Genomic DNA, 18,669 nt, shown 5'->3' on the forward strand with positions numbered 1-18,669 from the left:
CTGCCAAAAAAGCGCCCCTACTGTTAAAGTAGGAACGCCTCTTTCAATTATGCGTACAACGGATGTTTATTTGTTAAACTATAAACACGGTCTGCAGCTTCTTTTAATTTTGCTTCGTCTTCATGGTTTCTTAGTGTAAATGACATGATGGATGCGATTTCTTCCATTTCATCTTTTCCAAATCCACGACTTGTAACTGCTGCTGTTCCAATTCGAACACCGCTTGTTACAAATGGGCTTTCGACATCAAATGGAATTGTATTTTTATTTGTGGTAATTCCAATATCATCTAATACTTTTTCAGCAACTTTTCCTGTTAAACCAAGCGTTGTTACGTCTAAAAGTAGTAGGTGGTTATCTGTTCCGCCAGATACGATGCGGATACCTTCTTTCATTAATGCATCACTTAATGCTTTTGCATTTTCAATCACTTGTTTCGAATACGTTTTGAATTCGTCAGTTAAAGCTTCTTTGAATGACGTAGCCTTTGCAGCGATTATGTGCATTAATGGGCCACCTTGCATTCCAGGGAATACGGATTTATCAATCTTTTTCGCGAATTCTTCTTTACATAAAATCATACCGCCTCGAGGTCCACGTAATGTCTTATGTGTAGTTGTTGTAACAAAATCAGCATACTGGACTGGATTTTGATGAAGTCCTGAAGCAACTAATCCAGCAATGTGAGCCATATCTACCATTAAATAAGCTCCTACTGCGTCAGCAATTTCGCGGAATTTGGCAAAATCAATGTGACGGGAATATGCGCTTGCACCAGCTACAATAAGCTTTGGTTTTACTTCTTGTGCTTTTTTCAAAACAACATCGTAATCAAGCTGTTCGGTTTCTTTCTCCACACCATAATCAACAAAATTATAAAGTGTACCACTGAAGTTTACTGGACTACCATGTGTTAAATGTCCACCATGATTTAGGTTCATACCAAGAACGGTGTCACCAGGTTCCAGGACAGTGAAGTATACAGCCATATTAGCTTGAGCCCCAGAGTGTGGTTGAACGTTTGCATGATCTGCTCCGAATAGCTGTTTAGCTCTGTCGCGCGCTAAGTTTTCCACCACATCGACATGCTCACAACCACCATAATAGCGTTTGCCTGGATAGCCCTCTGCATATTTATTCGTTAACACAGAACCCATTGACTCCATAACCGCTTCTGAGACAAAGTTTTCTGATGCGATTAATTCAATTTTGTCATGCTGACGTTTTTTTTCATCCTGTATTGCTTGATATAATTCCTGATCTCCTTGTTTTACATGTTCCATAGTTAGAACCTCCTAGAAATATTAGAAAAGCGCAAACGCCTCTACACCCCCCCGATAAGATTAAATGGAACACTCATAGAGGTAGACGTTCGAGCTAGACAGATAAGTACAAAATTTATTTGCAGATTTTGTTTGCTTCTGAATTGGTATAGATAGCTCGTTCTCCACCGATTAATTTTGGCCTAGTTTTCGCCCCTGTTACACGAGCTTTTCCAATCATTTTTTGTGAAAAACGAAGTGGTATTGCAACATGTTTTAGGTGCATTCCTATCATGGTATCGCCAATATCAATACCAGCATTGGCTCGGATGTTTTCTACAACAACCGGATTGTCCATGTGCCTATATGCATAGGAGGCCATAGATCCACCTGCCCGCGGTGCTGGAATGACAGATAATTCTTCATGAAAGCGCGGATCGAAAGCCTCCCGCTCTATAACCAATGCACGGTTTAAATGCTCACAGCACTGAAAGGCAAGGTTCACATTGGTTGCCTTCTTTAGATCCATTAGACCATCAAAAATAACAGCAGCCAAATCCTCGCTTCCGGACGAACCAATATGTTCCCCAGCGACTTCGCTTGTCGAACATCCAATGACGAAAAAATCACCAGGTTTAAGATCATCACGTGTCTTCCACTCGTTTACGAGAGCGTTAATGTTATCTTTTACTTGTTGATGTAGATCGATCACGAGCAATCACCTATCCTATACTGATTAAAATTCGAGTGGCGCCTATGCACTTATTTTTCTTCGTACGTTGAAATTTTTCCAATACGATTGCCGTGGCGGCCACCGTCAAACTCTGTCTCTAACCATATTCTTGCAATCTCGCGAGCTGGTCCCGGACCGATTACACGCTCACCCATTGCAAGCACATTTGAATCATTGTGCTGACGGGTTAGCTTAGCGCTATACATATCATGCACTAACGCACACCTAATGCCAGATACTTTATTTGCTGCTATCGACATACCAATTCCTGTACCACAAATAAAAATCCCACGATCGAACTCACCATTTGCAACTCGCTCTGCAGCAGGTAAAGCATAGTCAGGGTAGTCTACAGAACTTTGACAATCACAGCCTGTATCTTCATATTCTATTCCCTTTTCGTTAAGAAGTTCGATTACTTCCTTACGAAGGGTCATTCCTGCATGGTCTGCTGTTAAAATTACTTTCATGCTTGTCTCACTCCTTATCCATGATTTCCTATAACTCTATTATGCACCATTTCGGTTTATTTTTCGATTTTTTTGACTAGCTGATCAATATACATATCTAGTTCCTTTAATGTCGCTTGATATACCTTCAAATCTCCACCAAAAGGATCTGAAATATCGTAATTTATAAGACTGGATTCAAGTTGCTGAATCGTTTGTATATCCTCACGCAAATACACTGTTAATTGTTGCTCTAGTGTATGTTGATCCATTTTGGGTTGATTTTCCTGAATAAAAGTGGATCGTTTTTCCTGATAGTTGGCGTAAGCTGTTTTTAGCTCCTGCCAAACTTCTTTATCTGCATCAGATACATATTCTTTAAGGGTATAATATTTTTCTTGAAATTTCGGATGATGTAAAATCAATGATTGTTTATGTTGTGTAGTCATCGTTAACACAAGGTCTGACCAATGGAGTAGCTTGTCTGTAACCGGTTGTGAACGATGATCTAGCGTAATCCCCTCTATGTTAAGTGCCTCAATTGCTGTTTGATTTGCCCGCTGATTTTGTCCAGCAAAAATACCCGCAGACTGTACAGTAGCGTGCGGTAGCTTATGATTTATTAAAGCCTCGGCCATCGGGCTTCGACATGTATTACCGGTACAAATAAACAAGACATTCATAGGGAAGTAACCTCCATAGAAAAGCGCAAGCGCCCGGTTATTGCCGTATGACCTGTGCCCACGCAACGTGGGTAGTTCGATGTTGCCACGCAAAGTGGCGGTCTTAATCGAACCTCCTTCTTTTTTTTGAGATAAAGGAAACACGAAGAGCGTAAGCGATTCGATGTTGACCTTATCGTAAGGAGGAGCCGGAAGGGCATAAGGTAATGGGTGCTGGAGCTAGACAAATAAAATATATCCTGCTAAAACTATACCATATAAAGAGGTCACTGTCAGAAAAAAGTGTAAACGATTATCACTGCCTATTTTTGGCATTAATTAAGGCTGTTTTCGTAAAGATTGTTGCTTTCGAGAGAATAGATATAAAATGTTACGTAACCTTAAGTTTATTTTCAAAGACATGTGCTATTACTGCCGTCCAGGATCGCTCCGGGCGGATGCGCACCTTAGGGCACGACCTCAGCCTCCTTGCCCCGGCAAGGGGTATGCCGACGTTGTCCGCAAAGGACGGTTTTAGTCGGCCCTCATCAACGACCACTCTGCGGGGTCTTCGGACACGTGCTGTTCCCGCAGGAGTCACCGCCCGGAACGATGCTGGACTGGTAAAGCTATTTACGTAAGGAATTCTTTGTCATTTATTTCAACTAATGAATTCTGTTATTAGCAACTATAATACCAGCAGCCCGTTTACACGGAGACTCCTGCGGGAAGCAAGAGATCGACGAGACCCCGCAGGACGGCAGTCCGAGGAGGCTCGACACTCGCCCGCGGAAAGCGAAGTGTATACGGGCTGCGGCTGCCTAAGTAACTTGTTTCCATTATCAGTAATACAGATCTAACATAGATAGAAGTTACGTCGCAATATATATCAACTATGAAGATGAAATAGCAACAATGCGTACGAAAAGAGCATTAATTAAAGAGTAAAAGCAGGCCAAACACACATAGAATACTTCCACCCAACATTTCGCTGTAAACACCAAGGAATCCATGTACTTTTTTTCCAGCAATCATTCCAATCCACGTTAATACCATGCTCGCACCACCAAAGAGAACCAACGCGATTGCTGTTTTAACTCCCGACATGCCAAGACTTAAGCCAACCGAAAAACTGTCCAAGCTTACACTTATCGCGAAAAAGATGAGACCAATTCCGGTGGGTTGGATAATTTTTTTAGCATCATGGTTAAAAGCAGAAAAAAACATCTGAGCACCAATAACGATTAATAAAAGACTTCCAATAAAAACAGTGACATGTCCAATTTGGCCAGAAATAGCTTTCCCCAGCATAATACCAATGAATGGCATGATCATATGAAAAACACCGATAACTATCCCTATATATGCAATTCTTTTTAACCGGATCAGCTGCATTCCCATTCCTAGACTAACGGAAAACGCATCCATTCCGAGTGCAAACGCCATAAATAATAATGAAACAAACTCCCCTACATGCTCTTCAATCATCAACCATCCTCCTCAGACTCGTCCATAAAATGTATGCTAGTCCGAGTTGGATTATGATTGAGCTTAATTCGGGTGGTACCTGTCACTTGTCGAAAAATAGTTAAGTAAAGTGTCTATTCTATATGTTTCACGGCCGCTTTTTGTAACCGGTTCATAATGGCTTGTCCGATTCCTGTTTCAGGAAAAACTTCGCAAATGATAAGGTCAGTATCGCCGTTCTTAAAGGAACGTAATACATCATAAAGATTATTTGCAATCTCTGCTAAATTGTCACGAGACCCTAGTTGTTTAACTTGATCTGACTGCAGCAAAAGAGCTGTTTCATCACTTGCCATCACACCAACCTTGTTACCTTTTGTGAGTTCCTGATCGATGACGCTCTGAATTTTATCCACAGAACCTTCAATTAACCACAACGGTACTTCTGGCGCATAATGGGTATACTTCATGCCTGGCGCTTTCGGCTTCCCAAGACCAGTTGCCAAGACAGGATCAACCAGAACGGTACCAACAACTGCTTCAATTTGCTCTTTCGTAATCCCGCCTGGACGTAGGATAATTGGAAGCTCTGTTGTGCAATCAATAACAGTAGACTCCAAACCAACCCCCGTTGAACCACCATCAATTAGTCCGTTAATTTTTTCGTTTAAGTCGACCCATACATGATCAGCGGTAGTAGGACTAGGCTTACCCGATATGTTAGCACTTGGCGCTGCGACCGGTATATCTGCTTCTTTTAACAATTCTAATGCTATTGGATGGTCTGGAATCCTGACACCTATCGTAGGCAAGCCAGTGGTAACATTTTTCGCACATGTACCATTACTTGGTAAAACAAATGTGATTGGACCTGGAGAAAAAGCATCAATCAACTTTTCAGCAAATTCCGGCAAGTTATCCACAAGATCTGTTAATTGTTTTTTTGTAGCAACATGGGCAATTAATGGATTATCTGAAGGACGCCCTTTTGCCTCAAAAATTTTAGCAACCGCTTCTTCATTTGTTGCATCTGCACCCAATCCATAAACCGTTTCAGTAGGAAAAGCAACAGTCATCCCGTTTCTCAGGAATCCTGCTGCTTCTTGTATTTCTTTACTATTTATTTTTTCGTTTTCATGTAGATTCCATCGAACTGTATGTGTCATCATTGCCACCCCATTTCTACCACTCATTCTAATCGATGATAGGAAATTTCGCAAAAGCAATGAATCACTCCGTTTGCTATTGTGGACAAATCGTGGATAAGTTATGGTTTATCCCCAACTTATCCACGGATTGTTAACAAGTCGTGTGAATATCCACTATGAAACTTCATACGCCCACCAGTTTCCACTATTGTGAACAGGTATATTAACAGTGACAGCATCTTTTTGTGGACGAAATTGTAAGGATTCTAATAAAATATCCACTAATGGCTGCTGGCTGTGTACATATACACATGTTGCCTGATTTTCCTTAGCTATCGTTAAGATGGATTCAATAATGACTGGTAATCCATGCGCTGCCCGCTTGGTAACGTGTAGTTTTTTCAACCAGTGAACCCCATTTTCCACTACATCTAAAACAAAACAACCTTCTATTTGCTCGTCCATTTGGACAACGTAGCCTTTTTCCGTTAGCAGGTCCTTATCCACATCCTGGTTATTTAATAAAAATTGATCTAATCTCGCATTTGATACATCTTTTGCTAGAATCAATTCCATCTATTTCACCTCTCCAACTAAATAGTTTCAATCTATTAAAACTATGTTATGCGCGATGGACTAGCATTATGACAGGCCTAACCATTCAAATAGAAAAAATTTAGTTTCAACAGGTTCTTCCTCTTGTTTGATAGCGTCCGGGTCTACTTCACTAGCTTTTACGGTAGCGACGGATGTTCCATTAGCAAAGTCCAGAAAGCATAGCGGTGGGAATAGTACACACCACCAATTCGCCCCTCTTCCTTCACCAATAGTAATCAAAACTGCTTCATATTCGCCTGCAGGATAGATATAGGAGCCGTAAAGTTTTGTTGGAAAAGTTACATTAGGCCCATATTTCACTTCAAATTTTGGTTCCTTATTTTCCTTTTTCAATGTGTCAGCTACAATCGATCTTATTTCGGGAAGTCTGGCCTGAATTAGTTCACGTGCCTCGTTTATATCCGTGATATCTGCCACCCATTTAGATATATTGGCATTCACAGCGTCACGTACTGCGCGTTTTATTTTCTGGTCATGATCGCCATTACTATTAGCTAAAATCCGTAAACGAATCGCCTCGTCCGGGATCACTTGATAATCCATGTTGTCATCCGTTGGTTCACTTGCGCCATTTGACGGCATCGAGAAAAATAATATAAAAAATATAAGTACAAAAAAGATAATCTTCTTCATCAATAGTTCCCCCTCATACGTTTGTTTTTAACAGTATGGGCGGATATAAATAATTTTAAACTAGCAATCTAGTAGAAAATAATTAATAGTTATTTAAGGGGAGAATTTTGAGGATGAGTGGTCCGTGTTTTGGCGCTTGTGGCCCGAGTTTCGGGGCTCGTCTCCCGAGTCTTGGCGCTTGTCTCCCAAGTTTTCGTCTGTGTCGCCCAAGTCTTCGCACTCGTGGCCCGAGTTTTCGTTTGTGTCTCCCGAGTTTAGTGCATTAACTTTTATTCTTTCTAAAACCTGAAAAACTTATCCACAGGAGATAAGTTTTAGATTTGTGCAGAAACGATGCGATCATGACCATTTATATCTTTAATCACTGTCACATCAGCAGCTGGATATTTATTTTTAATTAATGTTTGAACTGCTTGACCTTGTTCATATCCAATTTCGAAAACAACATTTTTAACACCTGTAGGTATGCTGTGGATAATTTCTTTATATGCAGCAAGCCCGTTTTCTTCGGCAAACAAAGCAAGATGTGGATCGTAGTTTTTGACCGTATCTGACAAGGCAGGTTCATCAGACAATGCAATATAAGGTGGATTGGAGACAATCATATCTGGTTCAATTCCTTGTAGCCTAATTGGTTGTAAAAAATCTCCTTCTAGGAATGTGACGTTAGCATTTAGCTTTTCGGCATTTTGCCTAGCGGTCTCAAGAGCTTGGGCTGAAATATCTGTTGCATACATCTCCGCATTAGGCAATTCTAACGCAAGAGTAATCGCAATAATGCCACTTCCTGTTCCCACATCGACTATAGTTTGAACTTTCTCATCCGTAGTTTGAAGAATGTGTTCGATCAGTTCTTCAGTCTCCGGACGCGGAATAAGTACATGTTTGTTGACAAGAAACTCTCTACCATAAAAAGATTCCACACCGATTATGTGTTGAATTGGAACCCCTGTTTCCGCGTGCAGAATGATCCACTTTTTAAACTTATCCACAAGAACAGCAGGAATAGTCTCCTGCATATTCGCAAAAAACATGGAGCGGGACACATTCAAATAATGCTGCAGCAAAATTTCCCCAACAGTAGCTTCCCTATGATGTTTTTCTAAAAAAAGAGAAGCCCATTTCAGGACTTCGTATTGCTTCATTGCTTTTTCCATCTTATTCACCGATTTGCTCAAGTTTTTTTGTTTGTTCTTCCATTTGTAATGCTTCAATAAACTCATCTAATTTTCCAGTTAAAATTTGATCAAGCTTCTGAATAGTTAAATTTATGCGATGATCTGACACGCGGTTTTGCGGGAAGTTATACGTGCGAATTCGCTCTGAACGATCACCAGTACCCACTGCTGATTTTCTTGTTTCATCATATTCCGCTTGTGCTTCACGTTGGAACTTATCAAAAATTCGTGCACGCAAAACTTTCATCGCTTTTTCTTTATTTTTAATCTGAGATTTTTCATCCTGACAGGAAACCACCACACCAGTTGGCACGTGTGTTAGGCGTACAGCAGACATGGTCGTATTAACACTTTGTCCACCAGGTCCACTTGATGCAAATGTATCGACACGAATGTCATTGTCATGAATTTCTATCTCTACCTCTTCCGTTTCTGGCAAAACTGCTACAGTAGCGGTTGATGTGTGAATCCGTCCACCAGATTCTGTCTCCGGTACACGTTGAACACGATGTGCACCATTTTCGTATTTAAGTTTGGAAAATGCACCTCTACCACTGATCATAAAGATAATTTCCTTATATCCACCAACTCCAGTTGAGCTAGCTTCAATTACCTCGGTCTTCCAACCTTGAACCTCGGCATAACGGGAATACATCCGGTATAAATCACCAGCAAACAATGCCGCTTCATCGCCTCCAGCAGCACCACGAACTTCCATAATAACGTTCTTTTCATCATTTGGATCTTTTGGCAACAGTAAAAGTTTCATTTGGTCTTCTAACTCTTCCTGTTTCTTTGCCAGTTCGGAAATTTCAGCTTTGACCATATCATGCATTTCATCATCTAGCTTATCCTCAAGCATTGCCTTGGCATCATCTAGCTGTTCACGGACATCTTTATATTCACGATATACTCGGATAACATCTTCCAATCCAGCTTGTTCCTTGGAATATTCACGTAATTTGCTTGTATCATTGATCACTTCTGGATCACTTAGCATTTGATTTAATTTATCATATCTAACTTCTAACGATTGTAAACGATCTAACAATCCGGCCACCTCTTTCTCATTAACAGTATAATTATAGTATACGAAATGATGTAGGTCAAAGGTGACTTGTTAAGTTGGAATGTTTGGCGCTTTTGGTTTGGACGTTCGGCATTTTTCGCTACACCTATGAACTGGGTTCATCCAGCGGGAAGGTCTTTCCTCTATCATCTTTGAATACGACATGTTCTGATGAAAAGTGTACAGGTGAATCGAGTCCCGATGCTGCAGCAATCCGGAACAGTCCTTTTCGCATCGTAATGACATAGTTTGCGGTACGCCATTTCTTTTCGTCAATAACCAGCGCCTTTTGTAGTTCAGGGTCCGTTGTTGCAACGCCTACTGGGCAAACGTTCGATTCACATTTTAATGTCTGGATACAACCAACTGTAATCATGAATGCACGTGCAATATTTACTAAATCTGCGCCCATACTAAGCGCAATAGCTACTCGATCTGGGGAAAACAATTTCCCAGCAGCGATGATTTTTACACGGTCTCTGACACCATATTTTATCAAAGCAGCATGAACTAGTGGAAGTGCTGATTTAATCGGTAATCCGACACTGTCCGTTAGTTCCTGATAGGATGCACCTGTCCCACCTTCACCACCATCAACGGTTATAAAGTCTGGGCTTTGTCCTAGATCCCTAATATGTTTAGCCAATTCCTCTGCCTCATGAATACTACCAATAACAATCTTCATACCGACAGGCTTGCCCGTATGTTCGCGGATGCGCTCGATGAAGCCAAACAGTGATGGTATATCACCGAAATCCTCAAATCTATTTGGACTATCGATTGATTTAAATGGTTCCACTCTACGGATTCTGGCAATTTCTTCGGTAACTTTTTCAGCATCTATATGACCACCGCGTGTTTTTGCACCCTGCGCTAACTTAACCTCAAATGCTTTCAATTGCGGAATTTTGCTTTTTTCCAATAGTTCATCCCAATCAAAGTCACCATCAGGAGTTCGAACACCAAATAAACCCGGTCCAATCTGCATGATAATATCCACGCCACCTTTAAGATGGTAATCCGATAATCCACCTTCCCCGGTATTCATCCATGCGCCTTTTGCAATTCCCAAACCTTCCGAAAGGGCAGTTATTGCTCGGTCACCAAGGGAACCATAACTCATTGCGGACATACCTATTTGGCCTCTCAGCTTGAATGGATATTTTGTGTTTGGACCTATAATAATAGCATCCTCTTCATCCAATAAATAGGCACTTGATTCATGTCTTTCTAAGCGCTCTTCCCTTTCCGTAAATAATGGATCCTTAATTAAGAGGTAGCGGTCTGTGGTTACTTTTGTTTCCATATCCATTTTCAATTCTTCCGTAAGCTTTGGAAACATAGAATTCCTTACATAATAGCCTGGCGCTTCAAAGTCTCGTTGCGAACCAAAGCCAAGTACATCACGTTTATATTTTGCCTTCTTTACAATGTGCTGGAAATCCCTTCTGGAAAAAGGCTTTCCCTCATTGTCGTTATTAAAAAAGTATTGGCGTAATTCTGGACCTATTTTTTCGAAAAAATATCGCGCTCTACCTACAACGGGGTAATTACGAAGAACCGGGTGCTGCTTTTGAGTACGATCAATAGAATATACATAGAGAACTATAATAATTAAAACAAGTACGATCACGGCTACTGCCACAAAGCCAATAATCGTCATGATATCTGCCAAATTCATTTAACCATCCTACCTTTCACAACTAAGTCGATTAAGTTTAGGATGTTTCATTTGGAGGATAACTATACACAAAAAGAGTGCACGAGGCACTCTTTTTCATTAACTGAAATTTGATAGTGTTTTTAAAATGGGGTTGGTTGGTTTATTAGGAACCTCATGGTGATGACGACATCTTGGTTCATATGATTCTGAAGCACCCACTAAAATAATTGGGTCGTCGTATGAAGCTGGTTTACCGTTAATTAAGCGTTGTGTACGACTTGCAGGAGATCCACAAACTGGGCAAATAGCATTCAGTTTTGTAATCGATTCACTTAGCGCCATTAATTTTGGCATTGGTCCGAATGGTTCCCCGCGAAAGTCAGTGTCAAGGCCAGCGATGATTACGCGAATACCCTTATTTGCAAGCTCGTCCGCTACATCGACAACACTTTCGTCAAAAAACTGAACTTCATCAATTCCGATAATATCTACATTACTGTCAATATGTTCAAGTATTTCTTGTGAATTATTTACAGGTCGTGCAATGGTGGAAGATCCATTATGTGAGACAACTGATTCGTCTGCATACCGGTTATCCAAAGCAGGCTTAAAAACACGTACAGATAGGTTGCCATATGTTGCACGACGGACCCGTCGAATTAATTCCTCTGATTTCCCTGAAAACATACTACCGCAAATTACTTCTACCCAACCACTTTGTTTCATTACGTACATGAGAGGGTCTCCTTTCACAGGTGTTTCTTGTTACACTTATTTTATCACTATATATTAGTTTATGTAGTGGTAATTTTTTTTGGTTACGGAATTCGTCATGTTTTAGTAACAGCAGATACTAATTGGCGAGATTTACCAGCCGTTATTAAAATCTATCAGTCGCCACACGAACGAATATATCCGTTAATAAATAACTCGGCATTCGCTATGTCTTTAATAGCGAATGCCAAAGTTATTACTGATTTCCTTAGAAATCTTATATTTGAAAAGTAAAAAACAGGCAAAATATAGACACTTTGCCTGTTCTTAATATTCAAATCCAGCTTCGGCTCCTAGATCAGTCGCCAACGCTTTTTATTTCATATTATATTTTTTCTTGAATCGGTCTACACGGCCACCGACTTTGTCAGCTTTTTGTTTACCTGTGTAGAATGGGTGTGAATCTGAACTTACTTCCACACGGATTAATGGGTACGAGTTACCGTCTTCCCACTCAATTGTTTCTTCTGAATTTCTTGTTGACCCGCTTAGAAACTTAAAGTCTGAGCTTGTATCAAGAAATACTACTTTTCTGTACTCCGGATGAATATTGTTTTTCATGTCATTACACTCCTTTTTGCCCTGAATCCTTTGGAAAACAGAGTTATTGTAAGAGCCATCATAGGTTTATTACCTTATCGAAACTCACATAAAAAGATTATACCAGTATCAGGTACTAATTGCAATATGATAGCGCAATTCAATCTATCACTTTAATCGAGCAACATCGCTGTACTGTCGCCTTTGCTTTTTATTCAATCCAGCTACGGCTCCTAGTGTCTAGCAAATAGCTAGTCCTGTTGAACGTCCGGCAAGTTCACCGTACTTTTCACAGGCCTTTCTATTTGTACGACACTGGTCAGTCGCCTTCGCTTTTTATTTCTACTTTTTTGTACCTCGTCTGGTCATGTCCTCGTCCATTTGTTGGAAGAATTCATCATTATTTTTCGAGCCTTTTAGACGACGCAAGAAGCGGTCCAGAAAGCTTGAGGAATCCTGCATGGTTTTACGGATTGCCCAAATTTTATCAAGGTGTGATTTCGGAACAAGTAATTCTTCTTTTCTTGTTCCTGATCGTAATATATCGATTGCAGGGAAAATACGACGTTCTGCCAAATTACGGTCCAGATGTAATTCCATGTTCCCTGTTCCTTTAAATTCTTCATAAATCACATCATCCATCCGTGATCCTGTATCAACTAGTGCAGTTGCTAAGATGGTGAAACTTCCACCTTCTTCAATATTTCTTGCTGCACCAAAGAATCGTTTTGGACGGTGAAATGCTGCAGGGTCAATACCACCGGATAATGTTCTACCACTTGGTGGAATTACAAGATTGTATGCTCTAGCAAGTCTTGTGATACTATCCATTAACACAATAACGTCACGCTTATGTTCCACTAATCGCATTGCACGTTCCAATACTAATTCAGATACTTTTATATGACTTTCAGGAACTTCGTCAAAAGTTGAGCTTACAACGTCAACGTCTGGATGTACCGAACGCTCAATATCTGTAACCTCTTCCGGACGCTCGTCAACTAATAAAATAATCAACTTTGCGTTTGGATGATTTTTCGAAATGCTATTCGCTATTTCTTTTAAAAGCATCGTTTTACCAGCCTTTGGAGGCGCAACAATTAGGCCACGTTGACCAAATCCAACTGGTGTCATCAAATCAATAATTCTTGTCGATAACCTTTTTGGTTCTAATTCTAATTTCATTAATCGATCTGGATATAGTGCCGTCAATGCTGGAAAATGAACTCGCTCTTTCGCACTTTCAGGATCGTCACCGTTAACTGCATCTACGTGCAATAAACCGTAATATCTTTCATTTTCCTTTGGTGGACGCACCTTTCCAGATACTCGGTCACCGTTTCGCAAATCAAAACGACGGATTTGTGATGCAGATATGTATATATCCTCTGCACTTGATGAGTAGTTAATCGGACGTAGGAAACCAAATCCCTCTGACGGAATAATTTCTAATACGCCGTTCATGAATAAAAAGCCATCTTTTTCTGCTTGTGCTTTTAAGATAGAAAAGATAAGTTCACGTTTTGTTAGTTTTGCATAATAAGAGACTTTGTATTCTTTCGCTAATGCATAGATATCTTTCAATGTTAAGGTCTCTAAATGAGATATTGTTAATTCAGCCATAAAATCACCACGCCTATTTATTTTTACATTCTGTTTTTGAGAAACTATCTATTATTAATATAATTGGTTTTTCTTTTACTAAATTCCGTGAATTTCTCATACTTTTCTTCAGTGAAACATGTAATCAATGAGATTTCCTCTTCAAGTATGAAGGTAAGTTCATGAAAATAGGAAGAATTGTCGGAAGCTAGAGTAGGAGTTTCTTTAAGGTATTGGTATAAACTATATTAACCATTCTTTACTACTAGTAAACATCTATAATTTTAAACGTTTCATAATCAAGATTCAACTCTATTTTTTGTCGACTTTTGAAAAGTTTTATTAATAGATAAGGAAGCCATCACTTATGGCTTCCTTAGTCCTATTTATTTTAAGGTTCCATGACAAGGTTTGGTTTCTTTTGCAGACTATGCTCACCATCGATAAACCTTACAGTTCCGCTTTTCGCACGCATAACAACTGTTTGGGTAGTTGCTTTCGTACCTTTGAATTGAACGCCTTTTAGTAATTCGCCGTCTGTTACACCTGATGCAGCGAAAATAGCGTCATCTCCACCACAGAAATCATCCATCGTTAACACTTTATCAAAATCAGTAACGCCCATTTTCTCACAGCGTTTACGTTCTTCATCATTTGATGGAATTAACTTCCCTTGTAGCTCTCCTCCCAGACACTTCAGTGCTACAGCAGCTAATACACCCTCTGGAGCTCCTCCGATACCAAATAAAATATCTACACCAGTGTCATCAAAGGCTGTATTCATTGCGCCAGCTACGTCACCATCTGAGATTAGCTTAATTCTAGCTCCAGCATCACGAATCTCTTCAATTAACTTTGCATGGCGAGGACGATCTAGTACAGTCGCAACTAAGTCTTCTATAGCTTTCCCTTTTGCTTTTGCTACGATTTGCAGGTTTTCAAGTGTGGAATAGTTAATGTTCACTTTCCCAACAGATTCCGGTCCGACCGCAAGCTTTTGCATATACATGTCAGGAGCATGTAAAAGGGATCCTTTGTCTGCAATCGCGATAACTGCTAATGCATTCCATGTCCCTTGGGCAACAATATTTGTTCCTTCCAACGGATCAACTGCAACATCGACGCTTGGGCCAGTTCCAGTTCCAAGCTTTTCACCGATGTATAACATTGGTGCTTCGTCCATTTCTCCTTCACCAATAACAACTGTTCCTTGCATCGGGATTGTATCAAAAACATCACGCATAGCAGATGTTGCTGCATCATCAGCTTCATCTTTCTTTCCTCTTCCCATCCAACGAGCTGAGGACAATGCAGCAGCTTCCGTTACACGAACTATTTCCATGGTCAAACTTCTTTCCATGATAAATTCTCTCCCTCATATTATGTATTTGGTAATTTATCAGAATTAACAACAACACCTGACCTAGAAAATAGGCCAGGGATGAATTATTAGGAATTCTGAAATTGCTCTACCTCATGATCTGACATTTCTTCACGCCATACTTTTGCACCTAGGCTGATTAATTTGTCTGTGATCTTTTCATAGCCACGATCAATATGCTCTAGACCAGTGATTTCAGTAACTCCGTTTGCCATAAGTCCAGCAATTATTAAGGCTGCTCCAGCGCGCAAATCTGATGCTTTTACGCGGGCACCCTCAAGCTGAACAGGTCCGGATACAATTGCTGATCCACCTTCAACTTTGATTATAGCATTCATTCTTCTTAATTCGTCAATATGCTTTAAGCGAGCAGAATAAATAGTATCCGTTACTACGCCTGTATTAACCGCCTTCGTTAATAATGTGGTAAACGGTTGTTGTAAATCAGTCGGAAAACCTGGGTAGACCAGCGTTTTTATATCAACACTTTTCAATGGACCCCTTGGGGCTATTAAAAGTTGTTCATCACTTTCCTCAACCGTTACACCCATTTCACGAAGTTTTGCCAAAACAGACTCTAGATGTTGCGGGATCACGTTATCAATGATCACTTCACTACCAGCTGCTGCAGCCGCAATTGCATATGTTCCAGCCTCAATTCGATCTGGAATAATCGTATGTGTACAACCATGGAGTGAATCCACTCCTTCAATACGAATTACGTCAGTCCCAACACCTTTAATCTTTGCACCCATATTGGTTAACAATGTGGCAACATCAATTATTTCTGGCTCTTTAGCTGCATTTTCAATGACTGTTCTACCTTTTGCCTTAACTGCTGCGAGCATAATATTAATCGTTGCGCCAACACTGGAAACATCAAGGTATATACGTGCGCCAGTCAGTTCTTTTGCCCGTATATAGATAGCTCCTTGTTCATTCGTAACCTCTGCTCCAAGCGCTTCAAAACCCTTAATATGCTGATCAATTGGTCGAGGTCCTAAATGACAGCCACCTGGCAAGCCAATAACAGCTTGATTAAACTTTCCTAACATTGCCCCCATAAAATAATAGGATGCACGTAGTTTCTTAACCTTACCATTTGGTAATGGCATTGAAATCATGTGTTCAGGGTCGATACTCACCTTTTGACCATCCCATTCGACTTTCCCACCGATTTCTTCAAGTAAGTCTCCAAGGGTGTAAACGTCAGAGATTTCTGGTAACCCCTCAATCGTTACGTTTGAATCAGCCAAAATGGCAGCAGGCAAAAGTGCAACTGCACTATTTTTCGCACCACTAACTCGAACTTTACCTTTTAAAAGATTTCCGCCTTCAACTAACATTTTTTGCATTTAGATACCCCTCTTTTCGAGGTTGTTCAAATATTATTGAACACTCATGTTTGATTTGTTGATCTTAGGTTGCACAATTTTTCCAAATTCATTCTAATAAATTCCTGTTTTTGGTAAGTTTTAATACCTAAAATGGAACAGAGCTTACATTCCAGGCTGTTAGAATAAATCTAGAAGGTTTTTAAGCGTGAAGCAAACAGCCAACCCTAAATATCGGCCATTTGAAACCAATATCTGCCAATTTACCAATATATCTGCTGATTTTGAAAAATAACCGCCATTAATCAGATATATCCGCCAATCAGCAAATATATCAGCAAATTGAGTTTTAAACCGACAGTCGCCTTCGCTTTTCCTTGTCTAGCTATGGCTCCTAGCGACTAGCAAATAGTTAGTCCTGATGAACGTACGTGAAATTCGACGTACTTTTCACATTCCTATCTATTTGTACGTCACTGAGGCAAGCCCACTTCGCTTTTCTTATTTATTCCAGTCTGCTAAGAATTTTTCAATTCCTTGGTCTGTTAATGGATGTTTCACTAATTGACCTAGAACTTTATATGGAATTGTTGCAATGTGTGCACCATTTAGTGCTGCATCAGTCACATGTAGAGGATGTCTGATTGATGCTGCAATAATTTCTGTATCAATACCGTGACGGTCAAAGATTCCAGCAATGGTTGCAACTAGATCCATTCCGTTTTGTCCGATATCATCAAGACGGCCTAGGAATGGTGAAACGTATGAAGCACCTGCACGAGCAGCTAAAAGTGCTTGGTTTGCGTTAAATATTAAGGTTACATTTGTTTTAATATTCAAGTCACTGAATGCTTTAACAGCTTTTAGTCCTTCAAGTGTCATCGGTACTTTTACCGTGATGTTAGGTGCAATAGTTGCTAATTCTTTACCTTCTTCAATCATACCTTCTGCATCTTCCGCAATTACTTCTGCACTAACAGATCCAGAAACTTCTTCTGTAATTTCTTTTAAACGCTCATGGAAAGATACGCCTTCTTTTGCAACTAGGCTTGGGTTTGTCGTTACACCAGCTAAAACACCCAATGCATTAGCGGAACGGATATCATCAATATTTGCTGTATCAATAAAAAATTTCATATACTATTTCCCCACTCTCATACGTTGTTTTTTATCTTCTGCCCAGGTCTTAAGCGGAAACCCCTGTCGCCAATAATCGACACTGCTTAAGCTTGGTTAGATGAACCAAATTCGCGCATTTTGCCAATAACTGTTTCTTTAATAGCGTCACGTCCAGGTCCCATGTATTTTCTTGGATCATACTGTTCTGGTTGTTCAGCTAATACTTCGCGAATTTTTTTCGCTTGTGCTATTTGGTTTTCCGTATTTACATTAATTTTTGCGCTACCTAATGAAATCGCGCGTTTAATATCATTTGTTGGAATGCCTGTACCACCATGCAATACAAGTGGGACATTTGTAAGGTTCATTACTTCTTCCATGCGATCAAATCCAAGGTTTGGTTCACCTTTGTATGGTCCATGAACAGATCCTAACGCTGGAGCAAAGCAATCAACATTTGTTTCTTTAACTAGTCTTTCACATTCTGATGGGATTGCGTATGCTGCTTCTGCATCTTCAACAATTAAATCGTCTTCTTGTCCACCAACACGGCCAAGTTCTGCTTCTACAGAAACACCATTGATGTGTGCTAATTCTACTACTTTTTTAGTTAAGGCAATGTTGTCATCCAGTGGATCATGTGATGCGTCAATCATAACAGATGTAAATCCTGCTTGAATTGCTTGGGCACATTTTTCAAAGCTTGAACCATGGTCGAGATGAATTGCGACAGGAACAGTAGTCCCGTATTCTTCCATAAGTGCTTTAACCATCGCTACAACTACTTTAAAGCCACCCATATATCTAGCCGCACCCTCCGAAACTCCTAAAATTACTGGAGATTTCTCTTCTTCAGCAGCCTGAAGAATTGCTTGTGCGTATTCCATATTATTTACATTGAATTGACCAACTGCATAACTATTTTCTTTGCCCGTCTCGAGCATTTCTTTCATTGATACTAATGGCATGAAAAAATCCTCCTCTTAGATGAGTCCGATCACCTATTAATTTAATTTAGCTACAGTATTAGAATACCA

Annotated in this window: 18 protein-coding genes; all 18 read right to left on the bottom strand. The window is 40.1% G+C overall.

Annotated features, from left to right (window positions below):
* Positions 1-47 precede the first annotated feature (47 nt).
* Positions 48-1,283: a serine hydroxymethyltransferase gene (gene glyA / locus LG329_RS08380; protein WP_404455868.1), complete on the bottom strand. Its 1,236-nt coding sequence runs from the start codon at positions 1,281-1,283 to the stop codon at positions 48-50.
* Between the two features lie 115 nt (positions 1,284-1,398).
* Complete coding sequence (locus tag LG329_RS08385; RefSeq protein ID WP_404456501.1) at positions 1,399-1,971, bottom strand: TIGR01440 family protein; 573 nt, start codon at positions 1,969-1,971, stop codon at positions 1,399-1,401.
* 53 nt (positions 1,972-2,024) lie between these two features.
* Positions 2,025-2,465, bottom strand: a complete 441-nt coding sequence (rpiB, locus tag LG329_RS08390) for a ribose 5-phosphate isomerase B (protein WP_404455871.1) — start codon at positions 2,463-2,465, stop codon at positions 2,025-2,027.
* 56 nt (positions 2,466-2,521) lie between these two features.
* Entirely contained in the window at positions 2,522-3,127 is a 606-nt protein-coding gene (locus tag LG329_RS08395; RefSeq protein WP_404455874.1) for a low molecular weight protein arginine phosphatase, read from the bottom strand.
* A gap of 912 nt (positions 3,128-4,039) precedes the next feature.
* Positions 4,040-4,594 carry a manganese efflux pump MntP family protein gene (locus tag LG329_RS08400; protein WP_404455877.1) on the bottom strand — a complete coding sequence of 185 codons (555 nt, stop codon included), beginning with the start codon at positions 4,592-4,594 and terminating at the stop codon, positions 4,040-4,042.
* 113 nt (positions 4,595-4,707) lie between these two features.
* Positions 4,708-5,739, bottom strand: coding sequence for an L-threonylcarbamoyladenylate synthase (locus LG329_RS08405; protein ID WP_404456503.1), 1,032 nt, complete (start codon positions 5,737-5,739; stop codon positions 4,708-4,710).
* Between the two features lie 156 nt (positions 5,740-5,895).
* On the bottom strand, positions 5,896-6,297 hold the full coding sequence (locus tag LG329_RS08410; protein WP_404455879.1) for a hypothetical protein: 402 nt from the start codon (positions 6,295-6,297) through the stop codon (positions 5,896-5,898).
* Between the two features lie 66 nt (positions 6,298-6,363).
* Positions 6,364-6,972, bottom strand: coding sequence for a stage II sporulation protein R (gene spoIIR, locus LG329_RS08415; protein ID WP_404455880.1), 609 nt, complete (start codon positions 6,970-6,972; stop codon positions 6,364-6,366).
* A 314-nt stretch (positions 6,973-7,286) separates the two neighbouring features.
* Positions 7,287-8,117 carry a peptide chain release factor N(5)-glutamine methyltransferase gene (prmC, locus tag LG329_RS08420; protein WP_404455882.1) on the bottom strand — a complete coding sequence of 277 codons (831 nt, stop codon included), beginning with the start codon at positions 8,115-8,117 and terminating at the stop codon, positions 7,287-7,289.
* A 13-nt stretch (positions 8,118-8,130) separates the two neighbouring features.
* A complete protein-coding gene (gene prfA / locus LG329_RS08425) occupies positions 8,131-9,201 on the bottom strand; it encodes a peptide chain release factor 1 (protein WP_404455885.1) in 1,071 nt (356 codons plus the stop codon).
* 124 nt (positions 9,202-9,325) lie between these two features.
* Positions 9,326-10,900 carry an FMN-binding glutamate synthase family protein gene (locus LG329_RS08430; protein ID WP_404455888.1) on the bottom strand — a complete coding sequence of 525 codons (1,575 nt, stop codon included), beginning with the start codon at positions 10,898-10,900 and terminating at the stop codon, positions 9,326-9,328.
* Positions 10,901-10,999: 99 nt separating this feature from the next.
* On the bottom strand, positions 11,000-11,617 hold the full coding sequence (locus tag LG329_RS08435) for a thymidine kinase (RefSeq protein ID WP_404455891.1): 618 nt from the start codon (positions 11,615-11,617) through the stop codon (positions 11,000-11,002).
* 354 nt (positions 11,618-11,971) lie between these two features.
* Positions 11,972-12,217, bottom strand: coding sequence for a type B 50S ribosomal protein L31 (locus tag LG329_RS08440; protein WP_404455894.1), 246 nt, complete (start codon positions 12,215-12,217; stop codon positions 11,972-11,974).
* 321 nt (positions 12,218-12,538) lie between these two features.
* A complete protein-coding gene (gene rho / locus LG329_RS08445; protein WP_404455897.1) occupies positions 12,539-13,819 on the bottom strand; it encodes a transcription termination factor Rho in 1,281 nt (426 codons plus the stop codon).
* A 370-nt stretch (positions 13,820-14,189) separates the two neighbouring features.
* Positions 14,190-15,158: a class II fructose-bisphosphatase gene (gene glpX / locus LG329_RS08450; protein WP_404455900.1), complete on the bottom strand. Its 969-nt coding sequence runs from the start codon at positions 15,156-15,158 to the stop codon at positions 14,190-14,192.
* An 89-nt stretch (positions 15,159-15,247) separates the two neighbouring features.
* The gene (locus LG329_RS08455; protein WP_404455903.1) at positions 15,248-16,534 is read right to left on the bottom strand and encodes a UDP-N-acetylglucosamine 1-carboxyvinyltransferase; all 1,287 of its coding nucleotides are present in this window, start codon (positions 16,532-16,534) and stop codon (positions 15,248-15,250) included.
* Between the two features lie 480 nt (positions 16,535-17,014).
* Positions 17,015-17,650 (bottom strand): fructose-6-phosphate aldolase, encoded by a 636-nt coding sequence (fsa, locus tag LG329_RS08460; RefSeq protein ID WP_404455905.1) that lies wholly within the window; start codon positions 17,648-17,650, stop codon positions 17,015-17,017.
* Positions 17,651-17,736: 86 nt separating this feature from the next.
* Entirely contained in the window at positions 17,737-18,600 is an 864-nt protein-coding gene (gene fba / locus LG329_RS08465) for a class II fructose-1,6-bisphosphate aldolase (RefSeq protein WP_404455908.1), read from the bottom strand.
* Between the last annotated feature and the right edge of the window lie 69 nt (positions 18,601-18,669).

The organism is Virgibacillus necropolis (genome assembly GCF_044793635.1).
Lineage (GTDB): Bacteria > Bacillota > Bacilli > Bacillales > Amphibacillaceae > Virgibacillus_F > Virgibacillus_F necropolis_A.

What these genes read in the sequence shown, in the direction of transcription:
- glyA (WP_404455868.1), bottom strand. Translation starts at nt 1,283, where the DNA reads ATGGAACATGTAAAACAAGGAGATCAGGAATTATATCAAGCAATACAG.
- rpiB (WP_404455871.1), bottom strand. Translation starts at nt 2,465, where the DNA reads ATGAAAGTAATTTTAACAGCAGACCATGCAGGAATGACCCTTCGTAAG.
- LG329_RS08395 (WP_404455874.1), bottom strand. Translation starts at nt 3,127, where the DNA reads ATGAATGTCTTGTTTATTTGTACCGGTAATACATGTCGAAGCCCGATG.
- LG329_RS08400 (WP_404455877.1), bottom strand. Translation starts at nt 4,594, where the DNA reads ATGATTGAAGAGCATGTAGGGGAGTTTGTTTCATTATTATTTATGGCG.
- LG329_RS08405 (WP_404456503.1), bottom strand. Translation starts at nt 5,739, where the DNA reads ATGACACATACAGTTCGATGGAATCTACATGAAAACGAAAAAATAAAT.
- LG329_RS08410 (WP_404455879.1), bottom strand. Translation starts at nt 6,297, where the DNA reads ATGGAATTGATTCTAGCAAAAGATGTATCAAATGCGAGATTAGATCAA.
- spoIIR (WP_404455880.1), bottom strand. Translation starts at nt 6,972, where the DNA reads ATGAAGAAGATTATCTTTTTTGTACTTATATTTTTTATATTATTTTTC.
- prmC (WP_404455882.1), bottom strand. Translation starts at nt 8,117, where the DNA reads ATGAAGCAATACGAAGTCCTGAAATGGGCTTCTCTTTTTTTAGAAAAA.
- LG329_RS08430 (WP_404455888.1), bottom strand. Translation starts at nt 10,900, where the DNA reads ATGAATTTGGCAGATATCATGACGATTATTGGCTTTGTGGCAGTAGCC.
- LG329_RS08435 (WP_404455891.1), bottom strand. Translation starts at nt 11,617, where the DNA reads ATGTACGTAATGAAACAAAGTGGTTGGGTAGAAGTAATTTGCGGTAGT.
- LG329_RS08440 (WP_404455894.1), bottom strand. Translation starts at nt 12,217, where the DNA reads ATGAAAAACAATATTCATCCGGAGTACAGAAAAGTAGTATTTCTTGAT.
- rho (WP_404455897.1), bottom strand. Translation starts at nt 13,819, where the DNA reads ATGGCTGAATTAACAATATCTCATTTAGAGACCTTAACATTGAAAGAT.
- glpX (WP_404455900.1), bottom strand. Translation starts at nt 15,158, where the DNA reads ATGGAAAGAAGTTTGACCATGGAAATAGTTCGTGTAACGGAAGCTGCT.
- LG329_RS08455 (WP_404455903.1), bottom strand. Translation starts at nt 16,534, where the DNA reads ATGCAAAAAATGTTAGTTGAAGGCGGAAATCTTTTAAAAGGTAAAGTT.
- fsa (WP_404455905.1), bottom strand. Translation starts at nt 17,650, where the DNA reads ATGAAATTTTTTATTGATACAGCAAATATTGATGATATCCGTTCCGCT.
- fba (WP_404455908.1), bottom strand. Translation starts at nt 18,600, where the DNA reads ATGCCATTAGTATCAATGAAAGAAATGCTCGAGACGGGCAAAGAAAAT.